Here is a 24676-nt window from a genome sequence, read left to right on the forward strand (position 1 = left end):
CCCGCGCAGCGGCGCCCAGGTTACGGCGTTCGCGCCGCAGGTCTCGCCATCGAAAGGCGATCAGAAAGGGGCGCCGCTGCTCTCCGCGGAGCGGAACACGGGCACTGCGCGCTCCGGCTCGACGAGGTAGTGGCGGCCGGAGGGCGAGGTCCATCGGATCGCGCCGCCCGAACCGGCGACCTGTTCGATTCTCCAGTCGGTGTGGTGCCGGACGGTGTGATGACCTTCGCACAGCGGCCCGAGGTTCGTGAGTTCGGTGCGTCCGCCGAGGGCCCAGTCGACGTTGTGGTCGACGTCGCACCGGGAGGCCGGCATCCCGCATCCCGGTCCCATGCACCGATCCGCTCGCCATTTCACCAGCTTCTGAAGCGCGGGTGGTGGCCGGTACTGGTCGCGGCCGACGGAGAGCACCATGCCCGTCTCAGGGTGGGTCAGCACGCGCGTCCACCCGGACGCACCGCCCGCGAGTTCCCGCGCGACAGGCAGTGGGATCGGCCCGATGCCTTCGACGACCGGCGGATCGATACCGGCCGCCGCTCGGGAGGCGTCGGACTCGTGGAGGAGCGCGAGCACGGGAGCGGTGACGAACACCGTCGCCTTCACGCCGCGCGCCTGGCCAGGGTGACTCTCGACCGCGCCGTCGATCAGAAGGTCCAGGACCACGTCGGCGCGCACCTGGTCGAGCGTGCGCGTCTCGCCGTCGCCGCCCACGATGGCTTTCGCCATCGCTGTCGTCCGGCCGAAGGCGGCATGGAGCGCGACCAAGGGGCCATAGACGTGTGCCCATCCCATTCCGTCACGATCGGGCTCGACCACGACCCGTCGCCCCGTCAGCGCCCATTCATATCGTTCGGTGAGGGTGGCCGAGCGCACCTTGTCAACAAGCGTGCGCAGCTTGCGGCGGAAGGTGCCGACCGGCTCGGACTCCGCCAGTGCGATGCCCGGCTCGAGCACCCGCTCCCGGAACTCCGGTTCGACTTCGTCCACAGCGGCGATCAGGATCTGCGCGTGCCGCTCCGTGATCCGGGCCCGCTCCATCGACGCCAACACCGCCGGATAGGAGTGCACCATGGCCTGCGAGAGGCTCAAGAGGTCGCCGGCGGCATGCTCGGTGATCCGGAGCGCAGCCGCGAGCTCCAGCCGAACGCCCCGCTCCACGACCTCGGTCAGAACACGGCCGTTACGGGTGGCGTCGCGAAGCGCCTCCCGCCGCATGGCGTCGATGCGCACAAGCCGCTGCGCCGCGAGCACCGTCATCATGTCGGCCGCTTCGATGACCAGGTCGAGTTCATCGGGAAGCACCAGGTGAGGGAGTTGGGGATCGATGAACATGCTTCGACTTTAGAACATACCTACGACATTGCGATGGGTGGAGAGGCAACCCGCGAGGCGACTCAGGAATTGCTCACCTCGACTCTCGAACACGTCCTGCGCACGTTCGGAGCACCGCGCCGCGCCCCGAGCCGACCTCTCGACCGGCGCGGTGAGCCTACCCGGGTCGCCCGCCCGCCCGCGCGGTGCGCGGGCGGACGGGCGGCCGGACGCCATCGTCGATGTCAGGCGGCGATCTCGGCGCGCTCGCCGACGGCGGGCAGTCCCAGGTTCTCGCGCAGCGTCGTACCCGGGTACTCGGTGGGATACACCCCGCGCTCCTGCAGCTCGGGGATGAGCCCGTCGACGATGTCGTCCAGGCCCTCCGGCACCAGGTACGGCGAGACGTTGAACCCGTCGACGGCGTGCGCGTCGACGTACTGCACGATGCGGTCGGCGATGGTCGAGAAGCCGCCGACGAACGTGCGCAGCGACGAGCGCTTGATGACGAACTCCCGGATCGACAGACCCTCCGCGGCCGCGCTCTCACGCCACTCCCGCGCCGTCTCGACCGCACGGCGGCCCTGGAACAGCGATCCCCGCTGGCCGTCGACCTCGTCGACGACCGGGTCGAAGCTCGGGAGCGGTCCGTCCGCGTCGAGCTCGGAGAGGTCGCGACCCCAGATCGGCTCGAGGAAGCGGATCGCGGTCTGCGGCGATACCTGCTCGCGGGTGACCCACTCGGCCTTCTCGCGCGCCTCGGCGTCGGTCGCGGCGAGGATGAACTGGGCGCCAGGGAAGAACTTGAGCTCGTCCACGCTCCGCCCGTGCGCGGGCAGGCGCCGGCGGACGTCCGCAGCGAACGCGATCGCCTCGTCGAGTCCCGGGTGGGCGGAGAAGATGACGTCGGCGCTCGACGCGGCGAACTCGCGACCTTCATCCGAGTCGCCGGCCTGGAAGAGCACCGGCCGTCCCTGCGGACTCGGGGGCAGCGGCGCCGGCCCGGTGAACGACACCAGATCGCCGTCGACCGCGACCGGCGTGCCGACGCCGTCGGCTCCGGCATCCCACAGCCGCTGAGCGGCGTCGACGAACTGCGCCGCACGGCGGTACCGGTCGGCGTGGTCGAGGTAGCCGCCACGGCGGAAGTTGGCCCCGGTCCACGCGTTGTCGGTGGTGACGACGTTCCAGCCGGCGCGGCCGTCGCTCAGCAGGTCGAGCGAGTTCAGGCGCTTCGCGAGGTCGTAGGGGTCGTTGTAGGTCGTGTTCTGCGTGGCGACGAGGCCGATGCGGTCGGTGACCGCGGCCAGCGCCGCGAGCTGCGTCTGCGCGTCGGGACGCCCGGCGATGTCGAGATCGTGGATGCGGCCGAAGTGCTCGCGCAGCCGCAGCCCCTCGCCGAGGAAGAACGCCGAGAACAGTCCGCGCTCGGCGGTCTGCGCGATGCGGCGGAACGACTCGAAGTCGTACTGCGATCCGCTGCGGTCGCTCGACCAGATCGTGCCGAAGTTGACGCCCTGGAAGAAGACTCCGAACTGGATGCGGCGGGACGTGGTCATGCGAACTCCTTCACGGCGGATGCGGCGTAGCGGCTGAGGGGGCGCTCGAGACCGAGCGCGTCGCGGAGCGTGTCGCCCGGACGGGGGGAGCGGAATCCGATCCGCTCGCGGAGGCCGGGGAGCACCGCACGCCCTGCCTCCTCGAGGTCGACGTCGAGCTCGGCGACGTGCACCCGCACGCCGTCGACCGATGCCGACAGCTCGGCGAGCAGCGCGACGAGGCCCGGGGCATCGCCGACGTGGCGGATGCGGCCGTTCTGCGGCCACGCGCCCAGGGTCTCCAGCCGCTGCGCAGCCGGCACGCCGCGCGCGCCGAGCAGCACCTCGACCTCGGCCCACACGAGCGGTGCGCCTGCGGCGCGCGCCCGGGAGGCGGCATCCGCGATCGCCGCGATGTCGGCGCCCTCGACGAGGGCGACGTCCGCACCCGCGGTGCCCGCGGACGCCACGACGACCAGCTGCCCCTGCGGCGGGCGCGGCGTGATGAGCGGCCCCTTCACGGAGAAGCTCTCGCCCTCGAAATCGACGTAGTGCAGCCGATCGGCGTCGAGGTAGCGGCCGGTGGCGACATCCTGGATCACCGCGTCGTCCTCCCACGAGTCCCACAGCCGGCGGGCGACCTCGATGACGTCGTCGCGCTCGCGGCGCAGCTCGTCGTCGGCGATCGCCTCGCGCCCGTAGGCGGCGGCTTCGCGGGCGGTGCCGGATGCCGCGGCGATCCATCCCGCTCGGCCGTTCGATGCCCAGTCGAGGCTGGCGAGCTGCGTGGCGACGTGGAACGGCTCGCTGTATGCCACGTGCGCGACGGGGATGAGGCCGATCGCAGAGGTCACGGGCGCGGCGAACGCGGCGCGCTGCACGGCGTCGAGCCGTGCGGTGTTGCCGGCGGCCGGCAGCGGCGAGTCATCGAAGGTCGCCGCGGTGAATCCCCAGCGCTCGGCGCCGGCTGCGCGCGTGGCGAGGCGTCGCGCTGAGAGCGCGCCGGAAGGGGTGGCGGAGGCCGCGGGGTGGGCGCCGTCGGCGTCCAGCTCGAGCGCGACCACGAACGGTGTGTCGGACATGCGAGCCACGGTAAGTGTCCTGGCGCGGAGGCGGCCGGCGTGCGTCGGTGCATTCCGGAGTGTGACGCCGCGTTGCGGACCGTCACGATCCGTGTCGCCGCGGTTCCCCGCCAACTGGGTCGCAGACGCGGTGCAGCCCTAGCTTCGGCCTACCGACGCACCCCAGACACCGACCCCGCAGACCCCGCGCCACCGACCGAGGAGCACCTCATGACCGACACACTCCCGCGCCAGACAGGCGCCGCCGAAGACGCACCGCCGTCGACCGCGGCGTCGTCGCGCGTCGACCTCGGCGACCTCCGCGTCGTCCACACGCGGCATTGGTTCCGGTGGTCGATCGGCATCGTCGTCCTATTCGTCGTCGCCCAGTTCGCGTGGTCGCTGGTGACGAACGAGAACTACGAGTGGGATGTCTTCGCCCACTACTTCCTGTCGGAGCCGGTGCTGCAGGGCGTCGGCATCACACTGGCACTCACCGTGATCTCGGCAACCATCGGCTTCTTCCTGGGCACCCTGCTCGCGCTCGCCCGCCTCTCGAAGTCGCCTCTCCTGGGCTCGGCCGCATGGCTGTTCATCTGGTTCTTCCGGTCGGTGCCGCTCGTCGTCCAGATCATCGTCTGGTACAACCTCGGCTACCTGTACCCGACGCTGGGTCTCGGCACCCCCTTCACCACAGATTTCTGGATCGTCGAGTTCCCGACGGTGCAGCTGATCAGCGCGTTCGCGGCGGCGATCCTCGGCCTCAGCCTCAACCAGGCGGCGTACTCGGCGGAGATCATCCGCGGCGGCCTGGTGTCGGTCGACCAGGGCCAGCTCGAGGCGGCCGCGGCCCTCGGCATCCCGCCGCGTCGTCGCCTGACGCGCATCATCCTGCCGCAGGCCATGCGCTCGATCATCCCGAACGCCACCAACGAGGTGATCGGCCTCGTCAAGGGCGCGTCGGTGGTCTTCGTCATCGCGATCCCCGAGGTGTTCTACGCGGTGCAGGTCATCTACAACCGCAACAGCCGTGTGATCCCGCTCCTGCTGGTCGCGGTCGTCTGGTACACGATCATCACCACGGTCCTGAGCATCGCGCAGTACTACATCGAGCGGCACTACGCCCGCGGCACGGTGCGCGTGCTGCCGCCGACGCCCCTGCAGCGCGCGCGCCATTGGGCCGGCGTGCAGTGGGCACGCCTCGGCGACTCCGAGACGGGGCCGGCGCCGCTCGTCGGCGTCGATGCACCCGTCGTCGCGAAGGCGACGTTCCAGGGCTCGAGCAACGATGCCAAGAACTCCGGAGGAGCAGGAGCATGACCACCGTCATCGCAGAGACCGCCACGCGCGGACTCGTCGAGATCCACAACGTCCACAAGAACTACGGCGGCGTCGAGGTGCTCAGCGGCATCGATCTGACGGTGCAGCCGGGCGAGGTCGTCGCCATCCTCGGGCCGAGCGGCTCGGGCAAGTCGACGCTGCTGCGCACGATCAACCACCTCGAGAGCGTCGATCGCGGCTCGGTCACGGTCGACGGCCAGCTCATCGGCTACGAGCTGCGCGGTGGGAAGCTCTACGAGCTGCGCGAGCGGGAGGTGCTGGAGCGACGCACGCAGATCGGCATCGTCCTCCAGAACTTCAACCTCTTCCCGCACCTGACCGCGCTCGAGAACATCACCGAGGCGCCCGTCGCGCTCGGCCGGCTCTCCAAGGACGACGCGCGCGAACTCGCCCTCGGCCTGCTCGACCGCGTCGGACTGAGCGACAAGGCGGAGCACTACCCCCGGCAGCTGTCGGGCGGCCAGCAGCAGCGCGTCGCGATCGCGCGAGCCCTGGCCCTCAAGCCCAAGGTGATCCTGTTCGACGAGCCGACGAGCGCGCTCGACCCCGAGCTCGTGGGCGAGGTGCTCGACGTCATCCGCGATCTCGCGCAGCTCGGCACGACCCTCATCATCGTCACGCACGAGGTCGGCTTCGCCCGCGAGGTCGCCGACCGCGTCGTGTTCCTCGACGGCGGCCAGGTCATCGAGCAGGGCCCGCCTGCGGAGGTCCTCGTCGCGCCGAAGCACCCCCGCGTCCAGGACTTCCTCGCAAAAGTCCTGGCCTGACCCATAGAGATCTCGACTTCGAGTCCTCACACCCGAGAAAGGAAACACAGCAATGGCACTGAGCAAGAAGCAGGGCATCGCGATCGGCGTCGGCGTCGTCGCGGTAGCCGCGATCGTCGGCGGCGTCGTCTGGGGCGTCAATCAGAACGCTCCGGCAGAGGCTGCCGCGCCCGAGCCCAGCGAGTCGTCGGCGAACGTCGCGACCGGCGACATCCAGTGGGTCCGCCTCGACGAGCCGGTCGCCGAGGCCGTCGAAGCCCTCGAGGAGAGCGGCTTCGAGCCGGTCGAGCCGGGCAAGCTCACCGTCGCGCACTCCGCGTACGTCCCGCCGCTGGGCTACATCCCGGAGGGCGAGACCGAGCCCGCCGGCACGGAACCCAACATCGGCGCGCTGATCGCCGACGCGCTCGGCCTCGAGTACAACCCCGTCGTCGTCGCGTGGGCGGACTGGCCCCTCGGCATCCAGTCGGGCAAGTACGACCTCATCACGTCGAACGTCACCGTGACCGAGGAGCGCAAGGAGCTCTACGACTTCGCGAGCTACCGCGAGGACCTGCTCGGCTTCTACGTGCGCAGCGACAGCGACATCGAGAAGATCGAGGAGTCCGCCGACATCACCGGGCTCAAGATCGCGGTCGGCTCCGGCACGAACCAGGAGCAGGTGCTGCTCGCCTGGAACGAGGAGCTCGAGGCCGCCGGCGAAGAGCCCGCCGAGCTGCAGTACTTCGACGACAACGCCGCGACCGTGCTGGCGCTGCAGTCGGGGCGCATCGATGCGACGTTCGGTCCGAACGCGACGTCCGCGTGGGCTGCACGCGAGACGGGTGACACGAAGGTCGTCGGGCTCGTCCCGGGCGGCTGGCCGCTGACCGCGAACATCGCCGCCGGCACCGCGAAGGGCAACGGACTCATCGAGCCGGTCAACATCGCGCTCAACTATCTGATCGAGAACGGACAGTACGACGAGGTCCTGAAGATCTGGGACCTGCAGTCGGAGGGCATTGAGAAGAGCGAGATCAACCCCGCCGGGCTTCCGAAGTCCTGACGAACCTCAAGCCGGCCGGATCCGTCGGGGTCCGGCCGGCTTCCCGCATCCATCGTCGCCGTCCGGCAGCGTCCGCCTCAAGGAGCCCCATGTCGCCCGTCCCGCTCGCCGACCCGCCATCCTCCTCCGAGGCGGGGACGGATGCCGAAGCCCGTCGTCTCGCGCCGGGTTACGGTCGATGGGTGCACAGTTCCTCTTCCCCCGACCAGGGCGCCGTGTCCTTCCCCTCGACCGACGGAAGCGCCGAGGCCGCGGCATCCGGTTCCGCCGAGTGGACCATCCGACCAGTCCGCCCCGATGAGTACGAGCGCGCCGGCGAGGTCACGGCGGACGCCTACCTGACCAGCTACGGGGAACTGTCGGATGAGTACGTGGCGTCCCTGCGTGACGTCGCCCGGCGGGTCCATGAGGGCGACGTCTGGGTAGCGGTCGATGAGGCCGGCGACATCCTCGGCACGGTGTGGGTCGCGCGCGAGGGCAAGCCGCTCGCGGACATGGCCCAGCCGGGCGAGACGGACTTCCGTCAACTGGCCGTCGCACCGGCGGCGCGCGGACGCGGCATCGGCGAGGCGCTCACCCGTCACGTCATCGAGCTCGCCCAAGAACGCGGCTCGCACCGCGTCGTGATGAACAGCGGACCCGAGATGACCGGCGCTCACGCGCTCTATGCGAAGCTCGGCTTCCAGCGACTGTCGGAGCGGGAGGGCATGTGGGAGGTGCAGCCGGGCCGGTGGATCGAGCTGTACGCGTTCGGCTACGACCTGGCTCCTGCGCTCCGCTGACATCTCACCCGGCGGCGACGGATCCCGAGAGCTCCCGTCACCTCCTTGCATCGGGTGCGCTCGACCTGATCTGTGGAAACACGCGACATCCGGCCGTAATGCGCCTACCCTTGGCCTGGCGCCCCAGACCTCGGCGTGCATCTCGGCACACAGGCCTTCGCGCGAGCCCGCTCCTCGGTTCGTCGACGTTCCGATCCTGTTGTGCCCGCGCGCGATCGGCAGGGGCCTGACATGACGGAGCAAGACCACTCGTTCGGCAAGGCGCTGTTCGGGCGTCGCTGGAAGTCGATCACACCGGTCTTCGGCTGGGCCCGCAGGGCGTGGCGCAGGGCGCTGACGTCGGCACGCGACTCGGGACGGTGACTCCCTGCTCCCGGCTCGTCAGCCGCCCGGAATGACGCGCTCCGGGGTCAAGGGCCGCCCAGGATGATGGGCCTCCCGGGATAATGGCTCGGTGGAACCGTGGGAGATGCGCGAGTGGCACGCCGAGTACCTCGACGCGTGCAACCGGCACGACCTCGACGCCGTCCGATCGTTCGTCGACCCGGCGGTGCGGCGTGCGCACCTCCCCGGTGGGGTCGAGGCGTGGGTCGCCGACATGGCCGACCTCTTCCAGGGCTTTCCTGATTGGCGGTGGCGCCGCATCCAGCTCATCGTGGAGGACGACCGCCTCGCCGCACATCTGCGTGGCAGCGGCACGCACCTGGGTACGTTCCGGGGGATCGCCCCGACGAGGCGCCACGTCAACGTCGCCGAGTTCGCGATGTACCGGGTCGTCCACGGGCTGATCACCGAGTTCACCGGTTCCGAGAACGATCTCGAACTGCGCGCGCAGCTCGGTCTCGCCGAACGGTAGCGAGGACGAGCTCCGCGTCGGCGGCATCAAGCGAGCTCAGGCGGCAACGAGCTCGGGGGTGCGCCGGCCCTGGGGGTCGGCATCCGTCCACAGCGTCGTCGGGAACTCGCGGCGCAGCACCGGCGCCACCTCGTCGGCGAAGCGCTCGAGGATCTCGAGCTGCCGAGCGAACGGCACCGTGGTCGGCAGGCTGATCGACTGGAGGTCGTGCCCGAGACGTCCGTGGAAGCGGGCGATCTTGTCGATCACCTGCTGCGGCGTGCCGACGAGGGCCGGGCCCTCGGCGACGGCGTGCTCGATGTCGCGGAACGGGGTGTTGTTCCCGGGCACGTTGGTGGCGGCCACGATCGCGTTGTAGACCGGACCGTACTCGCGGATCGCCTCCTGGGTGGTGTCGGCGATGAAGAGCGCGCCCGAGCCGGCGGCGACGAACGCCCCCGCCGGGTCGTGGCCGTGCCGCGTGTACTCGGAGCGATAGTGGTCGACGAGCACGCCGTAGTTCTCGAGCGGCTGAATGGCGTTCGCGCTGAACAGTGGATCGCCGAAGCGTGCGGCGAGACCCGCCGAGAAGAGCGTCGTGGCCGACCCGTGCCAGACACGGGGCGCACCCGCGAAGGGGCGCGGCAGGGTCGTCACGCCGGTCAGCGGCCGGGTGAACTCGCTGCCCGGCCAGGTGACGTCCTCCTCGCGCCAGAGGGTCCGCAGCAGCTCGTACTTCTCGGCGAGCAGCTCCCACTGGTCGTCGATGTCGAGGCCGAACAGCGGGAACTGCGCGACCTCGTTGCCCTTGCCGATCGTGATGTCGAGGCGGCCGCCGGACAGCTGGTCGATCGTCGCGTAGTCCTCGGCGACGCGCACCGGGTCGAGCACCGAGAGGACCGTGACACCGGAGTTGAGACGGATGCGGGAGGTCCGTGCCGCGATCGCCCCCAGCAGCACCGTCGGGGACGACGAGATGAAGTGCCCCGCGTGGCGTTCGCCGATGGCGACGGCATCCAATCCGAGCTCCTCGGCGCGCACCGCCTGCTGCAGCGTCTCGGCGAACCGCTCGGACGGCGAGACCTGGCGACCGGTGAGGGGGTCGGCGCGGTACGGGACGATGTCGAGCAGCTGGAATCTCATGCCGTCACCGCCGGCGCGACGAGCTCGGCGTCGGAGCGCACGCGCGACAGCGGTGTCTTCTCGCCCGCCTCGATGCCGATGGGCAGGCGGTTGCCCGCCGGAGGCAGCGGGCACGTCGCGAAGTCGGTGTAGGCGCACGGGAGGTTGACGGCGCGGTTGAAGTCGATCGTGGTCCAGCCGTCGGCATCCGGCGCGTCGACTCCCACCGAACGGTTCGCGGCGTACGTGGTGAGCCCGCTCGTCGCGTCGGTGAACAGCACGAGCAGGGCGCCCGGCGCCTTGCCGTCGAACGCGGTGAGCGTGAACTCCTCGCCGCGCCACGAGAACTCGAGCACGCCGGGGGCGTCGTACACGTGGGTGAGGCCGTCCACGGCAGCGCCCACCTCGGTCGGGCGGGGGGCGTCGAACGGACGGAAGCGTGCGGCCACGCGCCAGCGGGGATTCGGCACGTACGTCGGGGTTCCGTTGTACTCGGCGAGGAACGGGTGGTCGGCGCGCCGCGGCCGAAGGATCGTGTGCCCGCCGCGCTGCGCGATCTCCACGACGCCGACGACGTCGCCGTCGGTGAAGCCGGGCGTGATGCTGGTGCGCTCCGGGAGCTCGCCGAAGGCGTGGCGACCGGTGATCGTGACGCCTTCCAGCGTCAGGCTTTCGCCCTCCGCCAGCTCGACCACGACGCCCTCGGAGCCGAGCGTCCAGGTTCCCGGCGCGCCCGGCAGCGTGGTCGGCTCGGTGCCCAGCCAGTGCAGCCCCGTGATGGCGAAGAAGCCGAGGGGGTCGGCGCGGTACGTCTCGTGGGCCCGGTGCCAGGCCTCCCAGTCGCGGCCGAACTGGACGCGGTCGATGTCGGTGTTGAGGGTGGTGGTCATGGGGATCTCCTCGGTGCGGACGGGGTCGGGGTCTGTCAGGCGGCGTGGGCGACCGCGACGGCGGGCTGCCAGCCGACGAGCGGCAGGACGGCGGCACGGATGTCGGTCAGGATCTGGCCGTATTCGTCCTCGTCGAACCCGTAGGGGAAGGCGACGCGCAGCTCGGTGCGTCCGTCGAACGTCGGGTCGGAGGCGAGGCGCTCGGCGATCTGCTCGGCGGTGCCGTGCAGATCGCGCTGGAAGACGACCGTGCGCCCGCCGAGGGTCACCGGCTGCGCGGTGCGCTCGTCGCGCGCGGCGACGTAGGCGGCGTAGTGCTCGCGCTGCGCGGCGGTCGCCGAGTCGGTCGGCAGGATCACCCGCTCGACACCGATCGCCGGCGCGTCGCCGCGGAACGCGGAGTGGTAGGCGTCGACGTGGGCGCGCTGCGCCGCCTCGAACGTGTCGGCGGCGTCGCCGTCGCCGACGTTGCCGAGCAGCAGCTTCAGACCGTGTTCGGCCGCCCAGCGCACCGATCGGAGTGATCCGCCGCCCAGCCACACCCGGTCGCGGAGCCCGCTGACGTGAGGCTGCACGCGCGGGATCTGGGGTCCGTACGGCGTGGACAACTCCTCGTCCGACAGCGCGTGACCCTCGAGCGACAGCAGGAAGCGCTCGATGAGGGCGTACGGGTCGGCCGTGGCCGCATCGTCGGTGCGCCCCAGTGAAGCGAGCAGGTCGCCGTGCGGCGCCGACGTGCTCACTCCGACGTTCACCCGCCCGCGCGCGAGCGCGTCGACGGTGGCGAAGTCCTCGGCGAGCCGGAACGGCGTCTCGTAGCCCAGCGGCACGACGTCGGTCTCGAGGCGGATGGTGCGTGTGCGCTGGCTCGCGGCGGCGAGGAAGGTCAGTGCCGACGAGACGCCGCGTTCGAGATGACGTTGACGGATGCCGGCCACGTCGTAGCCGAGATCCTCGGCGAGCTCGAACAGGCGCAGCGTGGTCTCGAGGCCCGCGCCCGCGTCGTGCTCCGGGAAGGTGCCGGCGAGGATGATCCCCGCCGCGGGGATCGTGCCGACGCTCATACGGCGGCCTCCGCCCGGGCGCCGACTCTGGCGGCCGCGCCGGTGTCGGCGTGGAACGCGCGCACCGCGTGGTCGAGGGCGTTCACGGTGAGGGCGATGGAGTCGAGGTCGATGCGCTCGTCATTGCCATGGAACAGGCGGCGGAAGGTGCCGTAGTCCCAGCGCTCGCTGAGCACGCCGAACCCGTACGCCGGGATGCCGCGGCGCCGGTAGAAGCGGCCGTCGGTGCCGCCGACCCCGAGCATCGGCAGAAGCTCGGCGCTCGGGTACGCCCGGCGCACCGCGCTGCCGAGCGCGTCGAAGAGCGGCGTGTCGATCGGGGAGGCCGTCGACTCGCCGAACCAGTCGCCCTCGATCTCGATCTGCTCCATCAGGTCGCCGAGCGCCTCGCGGATCAGGCCCTCGACGTCTTCGCGCGTCACGCCGGGGAGGATGCGGATGTCGAGCTGCACGGTCGCGGCGCCCGGAATGACGTTCGCCTTCTCGCCCGCACGGACGATGGTCGGCGAGATGGTGGTGTGCGTCGACGCGTGCGCGAACCCGTCGAGCCCGCCGAGGTGCGGCAGGCCGTCGTAGAAGCGGTCAGGGTCGGTGAGGGCCGCCCGCGTGTCGGCGTCGAGGTCGAGGGCCTGCGCGTACGCGCGCCACTGCGGTGTGATGACGGTCGGTCCCCGGTGCCTCGCGAGCCGCGTCACGGCCTCCGCGGCGATCACCGCGGCATTGCGTGAGCCCCATGGCGCCGAGCCGTGCCCGGGTGCGCCGGTGACGCGCAGCAGGCGGCCGGCGCCGCCTTTCTCGCCGACCATGACGCCGATCGAGGGCCGGGAGCCGGCCGGCGCGCCGCCCGACTCGGTGAGCACGTAGTCCGCGTCGATGAGGTCGAGGCGGTTCTCGGTGAGCCAGCCGACGCCGAAGCGGCTGCCGTTCTCCTCGTCGGCGACGGCGGCGAAGATCAGATCGCCGCGGGGACGGAATCGGCCCGCCGACCCGGTGGCGATGGCACGGGTGACGACCGCGTACGCCGCGGTGAGGTTGAGCATGTCGATCGCGCCGCGACCCCACAGCACGCCGTCGACGATGTCGCCGGCGAACGGATCGCGCGACCACCCGGCAGGTTCCACAGGCACGACGTCGGTGTGGCCGACGAGGGCGAGCGACGGCGCGGTGGGGTCGGTGCCCTCGATCCGCACGATCAGCGACGCGCGCCCGGGGTGCGGCTCGACAGTGACGCCCTCCAGCCCGGACCCTGCGAAGAACCGCTGCAGCGTGCGCACCTGCAGGTACTCGTGCCCCGAGTCGGGCGTGCCGTCGTTGACCGCGGCATTGCGGATCAGCTCCTGCAGCAGCTCGGTTGTCTGCTGCGCGAGGGAGCCCCGGGCAGCGAGGCTCGGCGCACTCATGCGACCACCTCGCCCGCGAGCACCGACGCCGACAGCGTCGATCCGGGGATCGCCTCGATGAGGCGGCGCGTGTACTCCTCGCGCGGGGTGCCGAGCACGCGCGAGGTCGCGCCCTGTTCGACGATGCGCCCGTGCTGCATCACGGCCACGCGGTCGGAGATCTCGCGCACGACGGCGAGGTCGTGGCTGATGAAGAGGTACGAGACCCCGACATCGCGCTGCACCGCCGCGAGCAGGTCGAGGATCTGCGCCTGCACCGACACGTCGAGCGCCGACACGGCTTCGTCGAGCACCACCAGGTCGGGGTGCAGCGCGAGGGCGCGAGCGATCGCGACGCGCTGGCGCTGGCCGCCCGAGAGCTCGGCGGGCCGCCGTGTCGCCGTGCTCGCCGGCAGTGCGACCTGATCGATGAGCTCGCGCACGCGTCGCCCGCGCTCCGCCCTGTCGACGCCGTAGGCCCGGAGCGGCTCGTCGATGACGTCGGCGATCGTGAACCGCGGATCGAGCGACGCGAAGGGGCTCTGGTAGACGAGCTGGAACCGGCGCCGCAGCGTGCGCAGCTCTTCCCGGCTCGCGGCGACGATATCGGTGCCGTCGAATCGGATGCCGCCGGCCGTCGGCTTCTCGAGCCGCAGCGCGAGTCGCGCCGTCGTGCTCTTGCCCGAGCCCGACTCGCCGACGATCGCGAGCGTCTCGCCGCGGTCGATGCGGAACGACACGTCATCGACGGCGACGAGCTTCTCGCGCCCGGGGAGCGGGAACTCCTTGCGCAGGCCCGTCACCTCGAGGAGAGCCGGGCGCTCGGCATCCGCCGCGAGCCGCGACGCACGTTCGGCGGCGCGCCCGGGGCCCGGCTCCGACGGGCGCGAGGCCGCCGTCCCGCGCAGTCCCGGTGCCGCCGCGATGAGCGCGCGCGTGTAGGGATGCTGCGGATCCTCCAGCACCGCCCGCGCCGGGCCGGTCTCCACGATCTCGCCGTGCTGCATCACGATGATGCGATCGGCGCGATCGGCCGCGACGCCGAGGTCGTGCGTGATGAGCAGCACCGCGGTGCCGAGCGTCGACGCGAGCGTGTCGATGTGGTCGAGGATCTGCTTCTGCACCGTCACGTCGAGGGCGCTCGTCGGCTCGTCGGCGATCACGAGCTGCGGCTCCGCCGCCAGCGCCGTCGCGATGAGCGCGCGCTGCTTCATGCCGCCCGAGAACTGGTGCGGGAACTGGCGTGCGCGGGCCTCCGGCTCACCGATCCCGGCGAGGCGCAGCAGCTCGATCGCCTGCGCGTCGGCGGAGCGGCGGCTCGCGAGGCCGTGGACGACGAGCGGCTCGCCGACCTGGCGACCCACGCGCTTGACCGGATTGAGGCTCGTCGTCGGATCCTGTGGAATGAGCCCGATGCGGCGTCCGCGTACCTCGCGCCACGCCCGCGGCGACAGCGCGGTGAGGTCGGCACCGTCGAAGCGGATGGTGCCGGCATCGACGGAGGCGTTCCCGGCCAGCAGGTGGATCACCGCATGGGCGGTCGTGCTCTTGCCCGAGCCCGACTCGCCGACGATCGCGACGACCTCGCCGCGGTCGACGGTGAAGCTCACATCGCGGATCGCCGGGCGGGGCACGCCACCGAGTGCGTACGACACCGACAGGCCGGTCACCTCCAGCAGCGCGGTCATCGGACTCCTCCGTTGCGCTCGAGGGCCCGCGAGATGCGGTTCGCCGACAGCACGACCGCGACGATGACGAGTCCGGGCAGCGTGGTCAGCCACCACGCCACGGCGAGGTAGTCCCGGCCGCCCGCCACGAGCGAGCCCCACTCCGGCGTCGGCGGCGGGGCGCCGAAGCCGAGGAACGACAGCGACGAGATCGCGAGCACCATGACGCCGAACTCGAGCGCGGCGAGGGCGACGACGGGGCCTGAGGCGTTCGGCAGCACGTGCCGGCGCAGCACGGTGTACCAGCGCACGCCCGAGACGCGCGCGGCCTCGACGTAGACGGCGGTCGCGATCTGCAGCACCTCGGCACGCATGACGCGGGAGAAGGATGCCACGCTGGCGAGTCCGACGGCGACCGCGACGTTGAGCGTCCCGAAGCCGAGCGCCGTGATCAGGGCGAGCGAGAGCAGCAGGCTGGGGATCGCCAGCAGCACGTCCATGAAGCGCATGATCGCGTCGTCGACGAACCCGCGGAGGAATCCGGCCAGGAGGCCGAACAGCGAGCCGACGGCGAGTCCCACCACCACGGCGACCGTGGTCGCGGCGAGTGAGGTCGCCGCGCCGTAGACCACGCGGGCGTAGAGGTCGCGGCCGAGGTTGTCGGTGCCGAAGATGTGCTCGGTGCTCGGCGGGAGCAGGCGGTCCTGCGGCACGCCGACGATCGGATCCCATGCCGTGAACCACGAGGGCACCAGGGCCCACAGCGTCACGAGCGCCAGCACGAGGATCGATGCCACCAGCGTCGGCTGCTTCAGCACGGCGACGATGGGCTTCACCGCAGAGCGCCGGGTCGCGGCATCCTGTCGCTCTTGCTCCAGCGAAGCGGCCGCAGGGCCGCCCGCGGGATCGGCGTCCGGGTCGACGAACTCCTCGATGAAAGGGTCGTGCGGCTCGATGGTGCGCGCGGGGGCGGAGAGCACGTTCTCGACGGTCATGGCTGCTCCTGTCAGGCCGCGACGAACGCCGTGCGGGCGAGCGTGATGCGACGGTCGATGAGGGGGTAGACGAGGTCGACGACGAGGTTGGCGACGACGAAGACGAGGGCCGCGAAGACGACCACGGCCTGCACGACGGGCACGTCGCGGTTGTTGACGGCGGTCACGACGAGACGGCCGAGGCCCAGGCGCGAGAACACCGTCTCGGTGACGACGGCGCCCGAGAGCAGTCCGCCGATGAGCACGCCCACCATCGTGAGCGCGGGGATCGCGGCGTTGCGGAAGGCGTGACCCAGCTGCACGCGACGCTCGCTGGCGCCCTTGGCGCGCACGATCTCGACGTACGGCTGGGCGAGGGTCGACCGCAGGCTCCTCGACAGCAACTGCGCGATGAACGCCCCGGAGGGGATCGCGATCGTGATCGCCGGCAGTACGAGGCTCTCGAAGCCGTCGTTGCCCATCGACGGGAACAGCCGCAGCCGGAACGAGAAGGCCTGCAGCAGGAGGAGCCCGATCCAGAACACGGGGACTGACACGCCGAGCGGTGGCAGTGACGAGAGGATGTTGCGCAGCCACTGGGCCCGGGCGAGTGAGGCAGTCAGAGCCAGGGCGACGCCGAAGACGACCGACAGCACGAACGCGAACGCCGTGAGGGCCAGCGTCGGCGGCAAGGACTCGAGGAGCAGATCGGATGCCGGACGCCCGGTCTGCGTCGACACCCCGAAGTCGCCGGTGAGCGCCTTGCCGAGTGCCACGAGGTACTGCTCCCACAGCGGGCGGTCGAGCCCGAGCTCGCTGCGAAGCTTCGCCACGAGCTCGGGGTCGATGGCCTCGACGTCGCCGCCACCGGCGAACAGCGTGGCGGCGTCACCGGGCAGCAGATAGAGGATGAGGAACGAGATCGTGTAGGCGGCCCACAGCACCACCAGGCCCTGCCCGATCCTCCGGGCGATGTAACTGCCCCACATGGTCTCGCTCCTCATCCTCTCGACGCCCGCGCGGGCTCTACTCGGCGATCCAGGCGTCGTAGAAGTCCAGGCGGCTGGACGCCTCGAACGTCAGCCCCTGCACCTTCGAGGCGGCTGTGATGGTCGTCGACAGCTGGTAGATCGGGATGCTGTAGCCGCCGGTGATCAGCAGGCTCGCGGCTTCGTCCACGACCTTCTGGCGCTCGGCAGGGTCGGTGATCGCCGCCTGCTCGTCGAGCAGCTCGTCGATCTCGGCCGGCTCGGTGCGCTTGGTGTTGTTGTTGGGGCTGGTGACGGAGAACACCGTGCGCAGCACATCGGGATCGGCGCGCGTCAGGTTGCCGTACGAGAAGTCGTACGTGCCGTCGGCGTTCGCGGCCTGCACGTCGGCGATGCTCGCGAAGGTGAGCTGCAGGTCGACGCCGATCTGACGCAGCTGCTGCTGCACGAGCTCGAGCACCTCCTTCGGCGACTGCCAGTACGTCACGTGGAAGCTGAGCTTCTCGCCGTCCTTCTCGCGGATGCCGTCCTCGCCCTCGGTCCAGCCGGCCTCCTCCAGCAGGTCGGCGGCCCCCTCGGGGTCGTATTCGAGCACGTCGCCGAGGTCGGTGAAGTAGGGCGTCGACGACGCGAGCGGCGACACGGCGGGCAGGTCGTCCGGACCGAGCAGGGTCGACGTGATCTGCTCGCGGTCGATGCCCTTCTGGATCGCGAGGCGCACGCTCTCGTCGGCGAGCTTCTCGGTCGACTGGTTGGCGTACAGGTTGTAGACGACGCCGGGATTCGCGCGGTTCAGGCTCCAGAAGTCGTCGCCCTCGAAGAGCACGGCGTCGGCGGTCGCGATGCCGGCGGTGGCGTCGATCTGGCCGGACTGCAGGCTGCCGGTGCGGTTGCCCGACTCGGGGATCACCTTGAACGTGATGGTGTCGAGGTACGCCTCGCCGGTGTGCCCGGCGGTCGACGGGCCCCACTCGTAGCCGTCGCGGCGCTCGAGCACGGCGCCCTCGTTGGGCGTGTAGCTCTGCACCGAGAACGGACCCGAGCCCACGAAGTCGCCGAGGCACCGGTCGGCCTGGCTGACCGCGGCCGTCGCGGGCGACAGCAGCCCGAGCGAGAACGTCGAGGTCGCCTGCAGGAACTGCGCGCTGGGCTCGGAGAAGTTGATCGTCACGGTGTGCTCGTCGACCACGTCGATGCTCTCGAGACCGGCGAGGTACGACGAGCCGAGCGTCGCCTTCGCCCCGAGGGCGACGATCGCCTCGAAGTTCGTCTTGACGGATGCCGCGTCGATCGGCTCCCCGTCGGCGTAGGTGGGCCCGTCCTGGAGGGTGAACGTGAAGCTCGTCGCGTCGTCGTTCACCTCGTAGTCCTCGGCGAGCCACGGCAGGATGTCGCCGGTCTCGGGATCCTGGATCGTGAGCGAGGCGACGGTCTGCCGCGCGATGGCGATCGCGTCGTTGTTGCCCACCTGCTGCGGGTCGATGCACTGGCTGTCGACCGAGATAGCGAAAGTCAGGTTGCCGCCGGTCTCGGGCTCCGCGTCGGCGGATCCGGTCGGGGCGGGGTCGCCGGCGCCGGTCGCGCACGCGGTGAGCGCGAGTGCGACGACGCCGATCGCCGCGAGGGCGGCGGTACGGGGTCGGGTGAACGACATGGGGGTCTCCAGAAGCTGTGACGGGCGAGTCGCGGCGGGCTGCCGGGCTCGTGACTTCAGCGTCTCCGACAGGCCCGACGAGGCTCGATCGGCCCCGTCACACGACGGAAATCGCGGTCGCGCATGTTCACACACCGTCACGTGGCGTCATACGCCCAGTGCGGGCGGCGGGCCCCGGGGCATGCAGCGAGTGCGCGTGCCGGCGTGCGCGGCACCTTCGCGCGGGTGCTGCAGTTTCCCGCGAGCGCCGGACCTTCCTGCGAGCGCTCCAGTTGCTGCGAGCGCTGCAGTTTCCTGCGAGCGCTGCACAGCGCGACACAGCGCTCGCAGGAAACTGCCGCGGTCGCGGTCGCGGTCGGGGTCGTGGTCGGGGTCGCGGTTCCGGGCAGGGGTGGTTACGGGGTGACGGGGACGGAGACCCCGAGCCGGGCGGCGATTGCGCCCGCGACCCGGTCGGTCTGGCGCAGCGACAGCGAGTCCGCGGCGGGGCGGGTGAACGCGCCGGTCTCGGTCTGCGACGTGAAGGGCCCGATGGCGAACAGCGCGTCGTGCGCCGAGTCGTCGCCGCGCAGCACGCGCCCGTCGTCGTCCACGCGCACGCGTCCGAGGGCGCCGTCGTACTCGGCATCCGTCACCCGCAGTTCGCTGCCGTGCAGCGTGATGAGCTCCCGCAGCGCGCCGTTCGTACTGCGGGCCGCGTCGGCCGCGGGCAGCCACGCGTCGACGAGAACCCCGGCGACCGTCTCGCCCGGCACGCGGGGACCGGATGCCGTGAACCCGCCCGGTCCGGCAGCCACGGCGATGTCGGGGCCGAGGAAGCGCACCACTCCGGCGTCCGAGAGGGCGAGCAGCTCCTCGAGTCGCTGAGGCGGGGGACCGCTCGCCAGGTAGCTGAAGAACGTGTGGAACCGCACGGGCAGGCTGTGCGCACGCGACCGTGCGTTCCAGCGCTCCTTCGGGATCTCCGACAGCGCCATGAACGACAGGAGCGCGGCGATGAAGACGCCCTGGGCCGGGCTGTGCTCCTGGGTGGTGCGCAGCCGCAGATCGTCCGCGATGTGGGCTCTCACCTGACGCTGGACGTCTCCCGCATCCCGGAAGCGCGCGTCGGCGAGCGGGCGGTCGAACGCCGCGACGTCGAACCTGTCCAGCGGGTCGGGAACCACCGCGGCGATCGCCTCGAGGAGTGCCGGCGCGTCCCACGGGTGCGCCCGCAGCACGGGACGGAACTGCGCCCAGGTGCTCGAGACCCGATCGGGGTGACCCGTGAACAACTCCCGGTAGTGCCCGTGGAGCAGCTCCGCCGCGACGAGCGGCCAGGCGTCGCGCTCGAAGTCGATCGGCCGCCCCGATCTCAGCAGCGCGGCGATCGCGTCGGGCGTGAGCACCTCGCGCTGCGGCGGCTCGCCCTGCAGGGTCGAGGTCACCTTGGAACGGTAGGGCACGCCCCGGCGCGAGCCGAGGTGCAGCCGCGGCTCGCGGCCCGAGGGGAGGTAGCGCAGCGTGCCGTCGCCTGCTCGGTCGAACCGTCCGCCGCGTCCCTGGGTCAGCAGGACCACGAGGTCGACGGCCGCCAGGCCCATGCCGCGCACGATGACGTCGGATGACTCCGGGATCACCGAGAGGTCGGCGTCGGCGGTGAACGCCGGCGGCACGTAGACGAGCCCCGAACGAGCGGATGCCGCGGCCAGCGCCGCCGACCCGGGATCGAGTTCGCGTTCGGTGTGACCGAGGCAGTAGGCGACGGCATCCGTCACGATCTCGGTGCCGCTCGCCAGCACGACGAGGTGGCGTTCCCCGACGGCGGCCGGCCGTACGGCGGCCACGGTGTCCGCGTGCTGCCGGACGGTCACGCCGGCCGGAGCACCCGCCACGGTGGTGCGGAAGAACCAGTCGAGGTAGTGGCTGTGCAGGCGCCGGGTCGGAAACCCGTCCGGAGCCAGTGCCCGCGCCTCGGCCGCCGACAGCTCGTCGAGCTCGACGTCCGGCAGCCCACCGGCGCGCCACAACTCGACCCACTCGCTGAGCGATGGGCCGGGACGCACCGGGCCGTCGATGGTGCAGCTTTCGTCGGTGAACACGGTGACGTCGCGGGTCATCGAGTTGAGCTTGAGAAGCGGCGACTGCGCGCGCCGCCAGATGCGGCCGGCGCCGGGCGGGTGGGGATCGACCAGGTCGATGTCGAGCAGCGTGTGCTCGTCGGTGCGCGCCAGCAGGCGCTCGAGGAGCATGATCGCCCGCGGGCCGGCCCCGACGAGCAGCAGGCGCGCGCGGTCGGTCATCGCGCCGCGAGCGCCGGGCTCGTGAGGGGCACAGCCGCCCCCCGGGGCGCCGTCGGCGCGGGCAGGCCCAGCAGGTCTCGGAGCGTCGCGCCGTCCTCGTACGACCGGCGGTACGAGCCGCGCTCCTGCAGCAGCGGTACCACGCGTTCGGCGAACTCGTCGAGACCGTGCGGCGTCAGGTGGCCGACGACCGTGAAGCCGTCCGTGGCCCGCTCCTGCACGTACCGATCGATCTCGGCGGCGATCCGGGAGGGTGTGCCGACGAACGTGGGCGTGGCCGTGAGGCGGATGACCGTCTCGCGGATGCTGAGTCCCTCGGTCTCCGACAGCTCGCGAAGCTTGGCGATGCGAGCTCTCACCGCGGCGTGCCGGTTCGCCCAGCCCCGCGCGGTCTCCGAGCCGGTGTCGGGCTCGACGTCGGGGAGCGGCCCCTCGGGGTCGTAGCCCGAGAGGTCGCGTCCCCACACCTGCTCGACGTAGGTGAGGGCGACCTCGGGCCGTACCTGCTGCCGCGCGATGTGTCGTGCCCGATCCCGGGCGTCGTCGTCGGTGTCGCCGATCGCGAATGTCGCGGCGGGCAGGATCTTGAGCGAGTCCTCCTCGCGGCCGTACCCCGCGAGACGTCCCTTGACGTCGTCGTAGAACGCGCGGGCATCGTCGAATCCGGTGTGCAGCGAGAAGATCACCTCGGCATGCTCGGCGCCGAAGGTGCGGCCGTCCGCCGAGTCGCCGGCCTGCACGATCACCGGGCGTCCCTGCGGCGAACGCGGCACGTCGAACAGCGCGTCGACGTCGAACTGCGGGCCGCTGTGGCGCACCCGCGCGGGCACGCCGTCGTCGAGGAAGTCGCCGGTCGCGGCATCCGCTCGCACGCCGCCCTCCGGCCACGAGTCCCACAGCTCCTTCGCGAGCGCCGCGAACTCGCGCGCCCGCTCGTAGCGGTCGGCGTGGTCGAGGTACCCGCCGCGGCGGAAGTTCGCACCGTGGAAGGCGTCGGAGCTCGTCACGGCGTTCCAGCCGGCGCGGCCCTCCGACAGGTGGTCGAGGGTCGCGAGCTGCCGGGCCAGCTCGTAGGGCTCGTTGAATGTCGTGTTCAGCGTGCCGACCAACCCGACGTGCTCGGTGATCGCGGCGAGGGCCGCGAGGATCGACAGCGTGTTCGGGCGGCCCAGCACGTCGAGCTCGTGGATGCGCCCCTTGTGCTCGCGCAGCCGGAGCCCCTCGGCGAGGAAGACGTAGTCGAAGAGCCCGCGCTCGGCGGTGCGGGCGAAGTGCTCGAACGAGGCGAAGTCGATCTGGCTGCCGGCGGAGGGGTCGGTCCAGACCGTGGTGCTGTTGACCCCGGGGAAGTGCGCCGCGAGGTGAATCTGACGGGGACGGCTCACAGGACGACCTTCTCTCGCACGTAGCGGCTCTCGGGGCGCGACAGCTGGAGTCGCGACCGCAACGCGGTCTCGCTGCCGTCCGCGTTGTCGTCGGGGGCATCGCGCAGCACACCGGCCGCGCGTGCGAGCGGCACGACCTGGTCGGCGATCGCAGCGACGTCGGCGGGCTGGCGCGCAGGGCGGAGCCGGATGCCGTCGACGCCGGCTTCGGCCAGCGAGACGATCTCGTCGACCACGTCGGCCGCGGTGCCGACGACGATGCGCGCGTCCGAGGCGAGTTCGGCTCCCGCGAGGTCGTCGAGCCGCCGCGCGGCCCGGCGGGCGGCATCCGCCGTGTCATCCACGAGAACCAGCAGGTCGGCGAACACGCGCAGGCGTTCGCGGCCCTCGCTGCGCAGCACCGCCGCAGCGCCATCGAGCTCGGTGCGGATGGCGGCGACATCCTCCGCCCCGTGCGGCGTCGTGAAGACGAGGTCGGCGTGCTCCGCGGCCAGGCGGTATGGCACCGTCTGGTGCGCGAGCACCGTGATGAGCGGGCGGCCCTGCGGCGACCGCGGCACGATGGAGGCGCCGGTGATCGAGAAGAACTCGCCCTCGAAGTCGATGCTGTGGATGCGGTCGGCGTCGATGTAGCGGCCGGACGCGGCATCCCGGATCACGGCGTCGTCCTGCCACGAGTCCCACAGCCGCGCCAGCACGTCGGCGAACTCGCCGGCCTCGCGGAACGCCGCGGCGATCTCGGGGGAGTCCTCGACCCGGCCCGAGGCGGGGAAGGCGTCGACGCCCGACGCGCGGCGGCCGAAGTTCGCTCGCTCGGCAGCCGATGCCCCGGCCACGAGGCGCACGCCGGCGCGGCCGCGGCTCGCGAAGTCCAGGGTCTGGATGCCCGTGGCGACGTGGAACGGCTCGGGGTGCGCGGTGGTCACGGTCGGCACGAGGCCGATGCGGGCGGTGAGGGGAGCGAGGTAGGACGCGAGCAGCACGGCGTCGAGGCGACCGCGCACACGATCGCGACGGAGACCATCGACGGGCTCGAAGCGATCGGACAGCGACAGGGCATCCTCGATCGTGGCGAGGACGAGGCCGGCGCGGTCCGCCGTGCGCAGCAGATCGCGCCAGTATCCGGGCGAACTCAGCTCGCGCGGCCGGGCGGTCTGCTCGCGCCAGGCGGCAGGATGCCAGCCCGCACGCTCCAGGGCGAGGGCGATGTGCACCTGTTCTGTCACGGTCGTCCGCTCCTCACGGTCGATTCGGCGGCGTGCGGGCGGTGCGCCGAGGTCTCGCCGACACGGGAGTGCTCGCCGAGCCGGTGCCACGTGCGGTTGTGGAAGACCAGCGCGTCGCCTCCCGCCGGCGAGTCGGCGTCGCGGGCGATGTGCGCCTGCACGGCATGGGCGGCGATAATCGTCGAGCCCCCGGCATCCATCCGGCTGACGACGGCGCCGCGCACCCAGGCCCGCACGCCGCGGAACACGGGCTCGCCGGTCGGCAGCGGAGCCCACGACTGGGCGTCGGCGAAGCGGTCGACACCACTGGTGGCGCCGAGTCTGGCGAGGTCGATGTCGTCGGCGTCGAGGAGGTGGACCACGACGGAGTCGGCCGCGAGGATCGTGGGCGTCGCCGACGAGATCGCCGATACCGAGAACACGAGAAGCGGTGGATCGGCGCTCACCGACGACACCGAGGAGGCCGTCAGGGCCACCGGCCCGCCCGGCCCGGTCGCCGTGATCACCGCGACCCCGCTGGGGTGACCGCGGAAGAGCGATCGGAACTCGGCGGGCGAGATCGCGCTGCCGATCGATCGTCTCGAGGGATGCAGATCGGCTGCCGAGGCTCTGGGGGAAGCGGTCATGGCACGACGGTAGACGCGGTGTCCGGAGCGGCAGCAGGCCGCCGTGCAACACGAGGAAACGCGCGTTCACATGACGGCGCACACGGTGACCCGCGGCGCGCGGACACGCCCCGTGCGGTTGCATGGTCGACATGTCGCACATCGTCGTCCTCGTGGGCAACCCGCAGCTCTCGTCCCGCACGCGTCTCGTCGCGGAGGAGGTCGCGCGGCAGATCGCGGGCCGCTCCGGTGCCGAGGTCGACGAGACCATCGAATTGGCGAGCGTCGCCGACACGCTGTTCCGCTTTCCCGACGACACCGTCGACGCGCTGTCGGCGCGCGTCGCGGACGCCGACGTCCTCATCGTGGCGAGCCCCACCTACAAGGCCACCTACACGGGGCTGCTCAAGGCATTCCTCGACCGCTCCCCGACCGGCGGCCTGCGGGGCGTGACGGCGATCCCCCTCCTCACGATCGGGGCGCCCACTCACGCCCTCGCGGTGGAGCACGGGCTGCGGCCCCTCCTCGTCGAGCTCGGCGCCTCGACGCCGACGCGGGGGATCGCGTTCCCCGCCGCCGACGTCGACCGGCGGTCGGAGATCGTCGCCGCATGGCTCGACGCCGAGTGGCAGGCTCTTGCGGGCGCGCTCAGTACAGCGCGGGGCTCGGAGGCCGTCGCTTCCGCGGCGCGATGAGCCGCGGCATCCGCGCCGTGAGCTCTCAGGGAGGAGCACGGCGCATCGCTGTCGCGACGTGAGG

At 71.6% G+C, this 24676-nt stretch carries 22 protein-coding genes; 7 read left to right on the forward strand and 15 right to left on the reverse strand.

The features are described from left to right. Nucleotides 1-60: 60 nt before the first annotated feature. The 3 genes from NCG93_RS17920 to NCG93_RS17930 all read right to left on the reverse strand — a co-directional run bounded on the left by NCG93_RS17920 (nt 61) and on the right by NCG93_RS17930 (nt 3931). Nucleotides 61-1332: an HNH endonuclease signature motif containing protein gene (locus tag NCG93_RS17920; protein WP_194413094.1), complete on the reverse strand. Its 1272-nt coding sequence runs from the start codon at nt 1330-1332 to the stop codon at nt 61-63. Nucleotides 1333-1556: 224 nt separating this feature from the next. Beyond that, on the reverse strand, nt 1557-2870 hold the full coding sequence (locus tag NCG93_RS17925) for an LLM class flavin-dependent oxidoreductase (protein WP_194413095.1): 1314 nt from the start codon (nt 2868-2870) through the stop codon (nt 1557-1559). Next, entirely contained in the window at nt 2867-3931 is a 1065-nt protein-coding gene (locus tag NCG93_RS17930; protein ID WP_194413096.1) for an LLM class flavin-dependent oxidoreductase, read from the reverse strand. The genes NCG93_RS17925 and NCG93_RS17930 overlap by 4 nt, the downstream gene beginning before the upstream one ends. 210 nt (nt 3932-4141) lie before the next feature. Between NCG93_RS17930 and NCG93_RS17935 the strand changes: the two genes are divergently transcribed. From NCG93_RS17935 to NCG93_RS17955, 6 genes are all read left to right on the forward strand, one after another. Further along, nucleotides 4142-5230, forward strand: coding sequence for an amino acid ABC transporter permease (locus tag NCG93_RS17935; RefSeq protein ID WP_194413097.1), 1089 nt, complete (start codon nt 4142-4144; stop codon nt 5228-5230). Further along, nucleotides 5227-6018 carry an amino acid ABC transporter ATP-binding protein gene (locus NCG93_RS17940; protein ID WP_194413098.1) on the forward strand — a complete coding sequence of 264 codons (792 nt, stop codon included), beginning with the start codon at nt 5227-5229 and terminating at the stop codon, nt 6016-6018. The genes NCG93_RS17935 and NCG93_RS17940 overlap by 4 nt, the downstream gene beginning before the upstream one ends. Nucleotides 6019-6070: 52 nt before the next feature. Beyond that, nucleotides 6071-7063 carry an ABC transporter substrate-binding protein gene (locus tag NCG93_RS17945; protein ID WP_194413099.1) on the forward strand — a complete coding sequence of 331 codons (993 nt, stop codon included), beginning with the start codon at nt 6071-6073 and terminating at the stop codon, nt 7061-7063. A gap of 89 nt (nt 7064-7152) precedes the next feature. After that, on the forward strand, nt 7153-7845 hold the full coding sequence (locus NCG93_RS17950) for a GNAT family N-acetyltransferase (RefSeq protein ID WP_194413100.1): 693 nt from the start codon (nt 7153-7155) through the stop codon (nt 7843-7845). Between the two features lie 231 nt (nt 7846-8076). Beyond that, nucleotides 8077-8208 (forward strand): hypothetical protein, encoded by a 132-nt coding sequence (locus tag NCG93_RS20240; protein ID WP_284444966.1) that lies wholly within the window; start codon nt 8077-8079, stop codon nt 8206-8208. Nucleotides 8209-8299: 91 nt separating this feature from the next. Next, a complete protein-coding gene (locus tag NCG93_RS17955) occupies nt 8300-8701 on the forward strand; it encodes an ester cyclase (protein ID WP_194413101.1) in 402 nt (133 codons plus the stop codon). Nucleotides 8702-8737: 36 nt separating this feature from the next. Here NCG93_RS17955 and NCG93_RS17960 read toward each other — a convergent pair whose 3' ends face one another. From NCG93_RS17960 to NCG93_RS18015, 12 genes are all read right to left on the reverse strand, one after another. Then, a complete protein-coding gene (locus tag NCG93_RS17960; RefSeq protein ID WP_194413102.1) occupies nt 8738-9823 on the reverse strand; it encodes an LLM class flavin-dependent oxidoreductase in 1086 nt (361 codons plus the stop codon). Further along, nucleotides 9820-10692, reverse strand: a complete 873-nt coding sequence (locus tag NCG93_RS17965; protein WP_194413103.1) for a DUF1684 domain-containing protein — start codon at nt 10690-10692, stop codon at nt 9820-9822. The genes NCG93_RS17960 and NCG93_RS17965 overlap by 4 nt, the downstream gene beginning before the upstream one ends. Nucleotides 10693-10727: 35 nt before the next feature. Then, nucleotides 10728-11756, reverse strand: a complete 1029-nt coding sequence (locus NCG93_RS17970; RefSeq protein WP_194413104.1) for an LLM class flavin-dependent oxidoreductase — start codon at nt 11754-11756, stop codon at nt 10728-10730. Further along, a complete protein-coding gene (locus NCG93_RS17975; protein ID WP_194413105.1) occupies nt 11753-13156 on the reverse strand; it encodes a M20/M25/M40 family metallo-hydrolase in 1404 nt (467 codons plus the stop codon). Before NCG93_RS17975 ends, NCG93_RS17970 begins: the two co-directional genes overlap by 4 nt. Beyond that, the gene (locus tag NCG93_RS17980) at nt 13153-14823 is read right to left on the reverse strand and encodes a dipeptide ABC transporter ATP-binding protein (protein WP_194413106.1); all 1671 of its coding nucleotides are present in this window, start codon (nt 14821-14823) and stop codon (nt 13153-13155) included. Before NCG93_RS17980 ends, NCG93_RS17975 begins: the two co-directional genes overlap by 4 nt. After that, nucleotides 14820-15797 (reverse strand): ABC transporter permease, encoded by a 978-nt coding sequence (locus NCG93_RS17985; RefSeq protein WP_194413107.1) that lies wholly within the window; start codon nt 15795-15797, stop codon nt 14820-14822. Before NCG93_RS17985 ends, NCG93_RS17980 begins: the two co-directional genes overlap by 4 nt. 11 nt (nt 15798-15808) lie before the next feature. Further along, nucleotides 15809-16765, reverse strand: coding sequence for an ABC transporter permease (locus tag NCG93_RS17990; RefSeq protein ID WP_194413108.1), 957 nt, complete (start codon nt 16763-16765; stop codon nt 15809-15811). Nucleotides 16766-16802: 37 nt separating this feature from the next. Next, on the reverse strand, nt 16803-18419 hold the full coding sequence (locus NCG93_RS17995) for an ABC transporter substrate-binding protein (protein WP_194413109.1): 1617 nt from the start codon (nt 18417-18419) through the stop codon (nt 16803-16805). A gap of 395 nt (nt 18420-18814) precedes the next feature. Beyond that, a complete protein-coding gene (locus NCG93_RS18000) occupies nt 18815-20701 on the reverse strand; it encodes an FAD/NAD(P)-binding protein (protein ID WP_194413110.1) in 1887 nt (628 codons plus the stop codon). Beyond that, nucleotides 20698-22086 carry an NtaA/DmoA family FMN-dependent monooxygenase gene (locus tag NCG93_RS18005; RefSeq protein ID WP_194413111.1) on the reverse strand — a complete coding sequence of 463 codons (1389 nt, stop codon included), beginning with the start codon at nt 22084-22086 and terminating at the stop codon, nt 20698-20700. The genes NCG93_RS18000 and NCG93_RS18005 overlap by 4 nt, the downstream gene beginning before the upstream one ends. Next, the gene (locus tag NCG93_RS18010) at nt 22083-23312 is read right to left on the reverse strand and encodes an LLM class flavin-dependent oxidoreductase (RefSeq protein WP_194413112.1); all 1230 of its coding nucleotides are present in this window, start codon (nt 23310-23312) and stop codon (nt 22083-22085) included. Before NCG93_RS18010 ends, NCG93_RS18005 begins: the two co-directional genes overlap by 4 nt. Continuing rightward, the gene (locus tag NCG93_RS18015; protein WP_194413113.1) at nt 23309-23938 is read right to left on the reverse strand and encodes a flavin reductase family protein; all 630 of its coding nucleotides are present in this window, start codon (nt 23936-23938) and stop codon (nt 23309-23311) included. The genes NCG93_RS18010 and NCG93_RS18015 overlap by 4 nt, the downstream gene beginning before the upstream one ends. Before the next feature lie 131 nt (nt 23939-24069). Here NCG93_RS18015 and NCG93_RS18020 point away from each other — a divergent pair, with 131 nt between their 5' ends. Beyond that, a complete protein-coding gene (locus NCG93_RS18020; protein ID WP_194413114.1) occupies nt 24070-24612 on the forward strand; it encodes an NADPH-dependent FMN reductase in 543 nt (180 codons plus the stop codon). The last annotated feature ends 64 nt before the right edge of the window (nt 24613-24676 follow it).

Origin of the sequence: Microbacterium yannicii, from assembly GCF_024055635.1 — a bacterium.
Taxonomy (GTDB): domain Bacteria; phylum Actinomycetota; class Actinomycetes; order Actinomycetales; family Microbacteriaceae; genus Microbacterium; species Microbacterium yannicii.